The 7,117-nt window shown below is 64.3% G+C and carries 9 protein-coding genes; 4 read left to right on the top strand and 5 right to left on the bottom strand.

The annotated features are described in order from the left end of the window. Positions 1-31: 31 nt before the first annotated feature. Positions 32-946: an IS110 family transposase gene (locus tag IWX65_RS16990; protein ID WP_334683970.1), complete on the bottom strand. Its 915-nt coding sequence runs from the start codon at positions 944-946 to the stop codon at positions 32-34. A 660-nt stretch (positions 947-1,606) separates the two neighbouring features. On the opposite strand from IWX65_RS16990, the gene IWX65_RS16985 reads away from it, so the two are divergent. After that, positions 1,607-1,882, top strand: a complete 276-nt coding sequence (locus tag IWX65_RS16985) for a hypothetical protein (protein ID WP_196884741.1) — start codon at positions 1,607-1,609, stop codon at positions 1,880-1,882. A gap of 137 nt (positions 1,883-2,019) precedes the next feature. Here IWX65_RS16985 and IWX65_RS16980 read toward each other — a convergent pair whose 3' ends face one another. From IWX65_RS16980 to IWX65_RS16965, 4 genes are all read right to left on the bottom strand, one after another. Continuing rightward, a complete protein-coding gene (locus IWX65_RS16980; protein WP_196884740.1) occupies positions 2,020-2,943 on the bottom strand; it encodes an oxygenase MpaB family protein in 924 nt (307 codons plus the stop codon). 184 nt (positions 2,944-3,127) lie between these two features. Next, positions 3,128-3,613, bottom strand: coding sequence for a hypothetical protein (locus IWX65_RS16975; protein WP_196884739.1), 486 nt, complete (start codon positions 3,611-3,613; stop codon positions 3,128-3,130). A 23-nt stretch (positions 3,614-3,636) separates the two neighbouring features. Beyond that, positions 3,637-3,936 carry a hypothetical protein gene (locus IWX65_RS16970; protein ID WP_196884738.1) on the bottom strand — a complete coding sequence of 100 codons (300 nt, stop codon included), beginning with the start codon at positions 3,934-3,936 and terminating at the stop codon, positions 3,637-3,639. Between the two features lie 57 nt (positions 3,937-3,993). Next, the gene (locus tag IWX65_RS16965; RefSeq protein WP_196884737.1) at positions 3,994-4,605 is read right to left on the bottom strand and encodes a recombinase family protein; all 612 of its coding nucleotides are present in this window, start codon (positions 4,603-4,605) and stop codon (positions 3,994-3,996) included. Between the two features lie 494 nt (positions 4,606-5,099). Between IWX65_RS16965 and IWX65_RS16960 the strand changes: the two genes are divergently transcribed. The 3 genes from IWX65_RS16960 to IWX65_RS16950 all read left to right on the top strand — a co-directional run bounded on the left by IWX65_RS16960 (position 5,100) and on the right by IWX65_RS16950 (position 6,983). Next, on the top strand, positions 5,100-5,702 hold the full coding sequence (locus tag IWX65_RS16960) for a DUF2384 domain-containing protein (protein ID WP_196884736.1): 603 nt from the start codon (positions 5,100-5,102) through the stop codon (positions 5,700-5,702). Next, entirely contained in the window at positions 5,699-6,277 is a 579-nt protein-coding gene (locus IWX65_RS16955; RefSeq protein ID WP_196884735.1) for an RES domain-containing protein, read from the top strand. Before IWX65_RS16960 ends, IWX65_RS16955 begins: the two co-directional genes overlap by 4 nt. 100 nt (positions 6,278-6,377) lie before the next feature. Then, positions 6,378-6,983, top strand: a complete 606-nt coding sequence (locus tag IWX65_RS16950; RefSeq protein WP_196884734.1) for a class I SAM-dependent methyltransferase — start codon at positions 6,378-6,380, stop codon at positions 6,981-6,983. The last annotated feature ends 134 nt before the right edge of the window (positions 6,984-7,117 follow it).

Below are 7,117 nucleotides of genomic sequence, written 5' to 3'. Positions count from 1 at the left end.
AATGGCCAACTTCACAAGAGGAAATCAGCCGCTACCCGCGGCTGCCTAACCAAAAGAAACTAACCAACTGTCTCAAATCCTTGACACACCTCACTCGGTTGAGGCGCCTATCACCGCCCCGGTTGAGTCTGTGTCGGACAGTGTTACCGCTTGAGGCTGGCAAGGGATTCACCCCTGCTAGGGAGGCGAAGGCAGCTTCGCTGCGAATCCTTCCCGGATGCGACCAGGCTGTCAGGATCGTGGCGACTGTGACAGCCCCGGCGCCCATCATTTCCAGCAGTGGCGCCGCGGGGCTCTGCTGGATCAGCTCTGTCATACGCTTCTGGTTAGCAGCTAGTTGAGTGGTTACTTCGTGGACGCGGCGCGCCAACCGAACTGCTTCCTCGCGCGCGATCAACAACTCGATTGGCTCGTCTCGTTCCCTCCACCTAGTGATCGTGTCGATCTGGGCGGGAACCAGCGATTTACGAGCGTCGATTCCTAGATCGTGTGCCCGGAGTAAGGCGATGAGCGCATTGACGTTCATCGTTCGGTCCCGGGTCAACTGATCCCTGGCTGCGCTCAGGATCTTGAGTCCGGCACGGGCTCCCTCGTCCTGGCGTGGGGTTCGAAGCTGGGACTCATCTAAAGCCAGGACTGCGGTTCCGATGGCCGCGGCGTCCAACGGATCGGATTTGCCGATCGTGCGGCGTCCTCGGGCGTTCATTCGTGGAGCTTCGACAACGCAGTAGCCGACCTCGGCTACTGCCCGGGCCAGACGTGCCCCATAGGAGCCGACACCCTCGACAGCCCACAGACACCCTGTGTCGCCGTCCGTGCGTCGGCCTACCCAGGCAAGTGCGCGGGAGATCCCTGCCGAGGTAGTCGGGAACTGTTCGCACGCGACTTGTCGCTTGGTACGGGCCTCGATGATTGAGTAGGTGTGTGTGCGGGCGTGGCAATCCACGCCGATGACGAATGGGCGGGTCTGCGCGACGAGTGTCACTGCGGCCACCCTCCTTTCTGTCGAACGGGCAAGATCAATCGCGTCGCGACCGGCACTGACCTGGGAGGAGTCACTTCGAGGCAATACTGTGATGAGCCACAACCGCAAAAGCTGGGCAAGCTTCTAATCAAGCCACCGACGTGAGACAGGTCAACGCCGGCCGCTCCACCCAGCGCGGACAAGTCGAGGGAAATGCACCCTGGCGGGGCAATTGTTTTTTCGAGTCACACGTCAGACGGAACGACCGGCATCAACACTGCCGGCTAGTCCCAGACCAGCCACTGCAAGACTCACAGTTGTTTTCTGCCTGCTGGCGAGCTCGCTCGCTCGTCCCCGACGGAGCAGTGCTCAACGCCGTAGGTGCAAGGGTGCGGCAATCTTGGCAGGAAATAAGCGACGCAGGAGCGCCGGACAGGATGGGTGTGCCCGATGCCGGCGAAGCAGGTTGACGCTGTGGAGCGGGGGCGCATAATCCGAAGGACAGCAGCAAAAACCGTCAGGGTCGGGCGCAACGAAGGAGCGCCCGGACCTCATCAGGCCGAAGCGAAGCGAGAGGACCGCTCAGAGGTTGAAAGGCTGGTGCCTCGTAGGCTGTACCTACTGATTAAGAGAAGGGCACTCGTGCCGGTTGACGATCCACTCCCGTTCGCGTTCCGCGCTACGGCGCACTACACGACCTCGAGGTGGCGCCGCCGCCGAGTGCGTGCATTCCGCTACGACGTCCTCTGGGACGACAGCACCGTCGACCGGGATATCGACCTGGTGAAGGCCATGTACCGGCAGGCTCCGGCGGACTACCAGGTCACCGAACGGGCCATGATGAAGCACCCTCCCGACGTCGGGACCGGACCGTGGATCGCCTATGCCTGGGGCAGTCGCATCGACGGGCCCGCCTAGACCCGCTTTGGAAAGCTTTGGTGCTTCGGGGTCGATGCCGGTGAGTCGCGGCCGAATGATCGGCTCATTTCACCCGTGCTCGAGGAGTGCTGTACGCAGCTCGACGGACTGAGCGCGGAACTGGGCGCGGCCGCGGCTTAGCTGAGCCAGTCCGGAGGGCCGGCGAGGCCGATCCGGTAGCGCGCCGCGTCCTCCGAAGGACTATGCGGCCCGAGGGCCAGCTGGAAGGTCCGCAACTGCCAGCGGGTGCGCTGCAAACGGAGGCGGGCCGCGGGCGAACGGTCGCCGCGGCCGGGCACCCCGGCGAGAGGGGCCACGGACGGGGAGACCACCAGCGCCCCGGCGCTAACGAGGCCGCTGTGGAAGACCCGCTCGGCCCGGTTCAACCCGTCCGGGGCGGAGAGGAAGGCGAGGAGCTCGGCGGGGACGGGTTCGAGGTCGGGCTCCACCGCGCGCAGGGCCTCGGCGAGCTCCCGGCGGCTGACCGGAAGGTCCCCGGCCCCGAGCGCCCGGGCGCTGCGGGACCAGTCGGCGACGTAGGTGTCGGCCCAGTCGCGGCCGAACCGCGGGGCCAGGTCGTGGCCGACGGCCTCCTGGGCTCCGAGGAAGGCATCGGTGAAGGCCAGGTGCACCCAGCGGAGCAGGGCAGGGTCGGAGGCGGAATAGGCGCGGCCGCGGACCCGCCCGTGCATGCCGCGAACCCGCGCAGCCTCCCGCTCTGCTAGCTCCGCGGAGCCGAAGGTGCTCACGGTGAGCCACCGCGCGGTCCCGGCAAGGCGGGCCCAGGGATCGCTGCGGTAGGAGGAATGCCGCGCGACCCCGGCCATCGCCAGCGGGTGCGCGCCCTGTCCCAGGAGGGCCGCGACCCCGCCGACGAGGGTGGAGAGGTTGCCGTGGACCCGCCAGACGACGCCGTCGGGCTCGAACCAGCCCGGTCCCTCCCCGACCAGGGCGATGTCGCGTACCCAGTCCGGCGCCCCGGTGGGATCGCCGGAGACCCGGGCGCGGAAGGCGCGGCGGACGCGGAGGGCCAGGTCGGCCGGGCGCGGTATCGAGCTCACAGGCATCATGCTCCAACGGTAGGTCGGGTACGACGGACACCCCGGACAGGACTCCACTACGAAGCGTAGAACACGGCCCTGACACGGCAATTGGTGCGGGGACTGACGCGGGGACTCAGAGACTGGACGGATGCCCGCGAATCGACTGGCACATGACCAGGTCGCCAAGTGCGCCCTCCCATGGTCAGAAGAGCGTTGGTGCTTCGGGGTCGATGCCGGTGAGTAGGGGGCGGATGATCGGTTCGTTCCATCCGTGCTCGAGGAGAGCGGTGCGCAGTGTGAGCGACTGGGCACGGAACTGGGCGCGGCCGATGCCACGCCACCGGAACGTCGAGGCGTTTGCGTGCCGGCCCTTCCGGGACCGGTCAAGCATGTTCAACGCCTGGGTACCGGGCAGCAGGTGCGTGTCCGTCCCGGTGCTGGCGTGCACGCACAGTGGGACGTCGCAAACGTGCATGAGCGCGATGCCAGGGTGCAGGGTCTCCCCGGTGAGGTGTTCGTAGGCGTAGCGTTGCGGCCGCAGAGCGCGTTGCTCGCCGTCCCTGGTAACCCAAAACCGCCCGTAGCCGTCGTCGGCGACAGCACCGGTCCAAATCCAGCAGTCCTGCGGCCGCGGGCCCTTGACGACTTTCTCCCAAAACCGGTCAGCCTCTCCCCTACGCCGCCTCATCGCCGGCTACCTCCGCCAGGACGTCATCGGACCCGGACGGGCCGGCGGACGATCGGCCGGCGACCCTCCATCCGCACCACACCGACGATGACCAGTGCAGCTGCAGCAGCAACCATCAGCTGACCCCACCACGGCGCGGCGGCCGCGGCGACCAACACGTACAGGCCAGCGAACCAAAGCGTGATCGCCAGGGCGCCGGCGACCTGGTTGCGGACCCGCAGCGGGATGGGCAGCAGCAACAGCGGCAGCCGGAGGATGAAACGGACGAACCGGTAGCTGTAGCGGATGCTCGAGGTGAGCCACCAGCGGAAGAGTCTGATCATGATGCGCTCCTGTCTGAGGCGTTCGGGTGGAGGTAGCGAATCGCTCAGTACTTACGGCTATGAACCTGCAGGCCGCAGGTCAACGCCTGCGCGGGCCGCGTGAGCCTGTTGATGCCGGTACAGCGTTGCCCGACTCCATCCGACGAGCTGCGCTGCATCTTCGGCCGTGCGCCCCTTGGCTCGTGCGTCAGCAACGAGAGCGAGCTTGTCGGAAATAACCTTTGGATCCGACAGGGGGCGGCCGAAACGAGTACCGCCCTGCTTAGCAGCGGCGATACCGGCATTGACCCGTTCAGTAATAAGCTCACGCTCATACTCAGCCAGGGTCGCAAGCATGTTCAACATCAGCCGGCCCGTCGAGGTTTCCGGATCGATACCGTCCGACAGGGACCGAACCAGGATGCCCCGCTCCCGAAGCAGGTTCACCGTGTTCAGGACATCTATGAGTGATCTGCCGAGACGGTCGACTCGCCACACCACGACCGTGTCTCCCTCGTCGGCGTATTCAAGGAGTTTCTTCATTCCAGGACGCTCGATCGCAGTCCTGCTTCCGGACGTCACATCGGCAAACACATCCCGCTTCTGCACACCGGCAGCAATCAATGCATCGAGCTGCAGCTTCGCATCCTGAGTCAACGTGCTCACGCGGGTATATCCGAGATGCCTCATATGACAAGTGTGCCTTAGAAAGTCCCAGTGAACCGAGAACCGAGACACTTTGTGGTGAGACGACTTTCCAAGACAGGGTGGGTCTTGAGATTCCGCGGAAGTTGCCGGAGGCGAACGGCGCTGCTCAAGTGTCTTGTAAAACTGTAGATTTCCGAGACACTATTGCCGGGCATCCACCCGGATGCGGCGTTCCACTTGTGGTACCCGTGCGCCCGTTTACATCGTCCCGGATAAACGCCCGCTCCCCGGCCTAACGGCACCGACTAGCCCGTGAGATTCCAGCAGGTGCGGAGGACGACCGGCTTACGGGCACAGTCGGTGACACTTAGGGATCCTCGAGGAGTGCGCCGACCGCGGCGCCAGCGGACAGCAGGGTGACTCCTCTGTCAGGCGTGTCGCCTTGGCACAGATCCGAGCCAAAATCTCACAACGCCATGAGTGAACGTCGCGACGAGCTCGTTGCCCGACATGCTTGTCGGGCGTAGTGTTCTTGCATGCCCCAGACGGAGAAGCAGACCAGATCAGAGATCCAGCCCTATCGCGCACCGATTCCGGTGAACATGCCCGCCACGGTGATGGTCCAGATCGACAAGAGCAAGGCACCCAAGTCCGGCAAGCTGCGGTACAAGGTCAAGTCCAGGTCCGGCACTCACCGCCGCAGGGTAGCCGCCCGGTCCAAGCACATGTCCTCGCCGACTCTCTCGCACTACAACCACCGCGCACTCAAGCCGGCAGAAACAGCAACGGTGGAGATTTCCGTGCCCGACCTGGGGATGGCTGCGCGCGCCAAGAACCTGCTGAAGTTCTTCGGTAATCAGACCACCCTTGCCGAGATCCTCCATGTCCATCGCGGTCAGCCCGGACGCTGGGCCACAGGACAGGAAAGCCCCAGCATCGAGAACCAGCGACGCGTCATCGGCATGGATCATGTCGTCGAGCTGGCATCACTCATCTGGACCGATAGCGTCGCCCGTGACTGGCTGAAGGGTTCCAACTCGTACCTCGACGGTGCCAAACCGATCGACGTCCTCGCCCAGGAGGGCCCGGTCAGGGTGATCGAAGCCCTGGAAGCGGCAATGGAGGGCTCCTACTCTTGACCCTCGCGTACCGGGTATTTGTCTACGATCCGAAGGCCAAACCAGGCCAAGGAGGACACCCCGGCCATCTACACCGGCCACAGCGCACGGGCCGCATCGACAACGCCAACCACTACGACACCTGGTACCTCTCCGAGAAGCCCGAGGGAGCGATCGGGGAGGTGTTCGGCAACCTCGACAAGTGGTCCGACGACATGTTCCTGAGCAAATTCGTTCCCGGCGGCCGCCGGGTCCTCGGTGTGTTCGACATCCCCGATGACACTCCCCTACTGGACCTCGACGACGCCAACAACCTGCTCTACTGGGGTCTGCGACCGCGGCAGGTTGTTATCCGCGACCGGCCCACAACGCAGACCTGGGCGCTGCGCATGTTCCGAGAGAGTGACGGCGCCGGGCAGAGGAAGTACGACGGCGTGAAGTGGTGGTCCTTCCAGCGGCCGCAGTGGACGGTTTACGGAGTATGGGTTCCCCCTGGCGAGACTCCCACGTTCACATACCTCCACCACGAGGACCTCAGCCTGAGCCACTACGCGATCGAAAATGTCCGCCGGTCATTAGCCAAGCCCGCACGTTGAATCGTCGCCAATCACTCCCCTCCTGCTCCGTATCTTTGTTTGAGGATCCTCTTACAGACAGGCTCAGGTCTCGCAGCGGGGTCCGCTACTGTCGACGTGTATGACCATTGTCACCAATGCGTACTCCCGTCGAGCTGAGGAGTACATCGATCTCCTCGGAACCATGGATGCGGTGCACCCCTTAGACCGTCAGCTGATCGATAGCTGGGCAGCTACCGTTTCCGGCCGCGCCCTGGACGCCGGCTGCGGGCCGGGACACTGGACGAGCTACCTCACCGCCCGCGGCCTCGACATCTATGGGATTGATCTCGTGCCTTCGTTTCTCGAGCACGCACGCTCCACCTATCCGGGCGCAACCTTCAAGCTCGGCAGCATCGACAACCTTCAAGAGCGAGACGGCTCCCTCGATGGGATCCTGTCCTGGTACTCCACCATCCACCACGAGCCATCACACATAGGGGTACCGATCGCGGAGTTTTCGCGCACCATCCGGGCCGGTGGCGTCCTCCTGCTCGGGCACTTCGACGGTGCTAAAATCGAGCCCTTCGATCACGCCGTTACCCGCGCGTATCGATGGCCCGCTGCCGAACTAGAAGCAATTCTTGAAGGGCACGGCTTCGAAGTGCTCGAGACGCACCGCCGAACCGGCCAAAGCCACCGGCCCCTCGGAGCCATCGTCGCCCGCCGCGAATCAGTCCCACTTTGAGCCCCAGCTTGGAAGGCCGCGATGACCCGCATGAGGATCGGCGGATTCTGGCGGTCATTGCAACAGGAGGTTTTCGATCAGTTCGATCGGTTTTTGAAACCCTAGTCTTTTTCGTGGTCGGTCATTGAGCTCGG

This window comes from Arthrobacter sp. CAN_A214, from assembly GCF_015751955.1.
In the GTDB taxonomy this organism is placed as follows: Bacteria; Actinomycetota; Actinomycetes; order Actinomycetales; family Micrococcaceae; genus Arthrobacter_D.
This window is presented reverse-complemented; position numbering and strand designations above follow the sequence as displayed.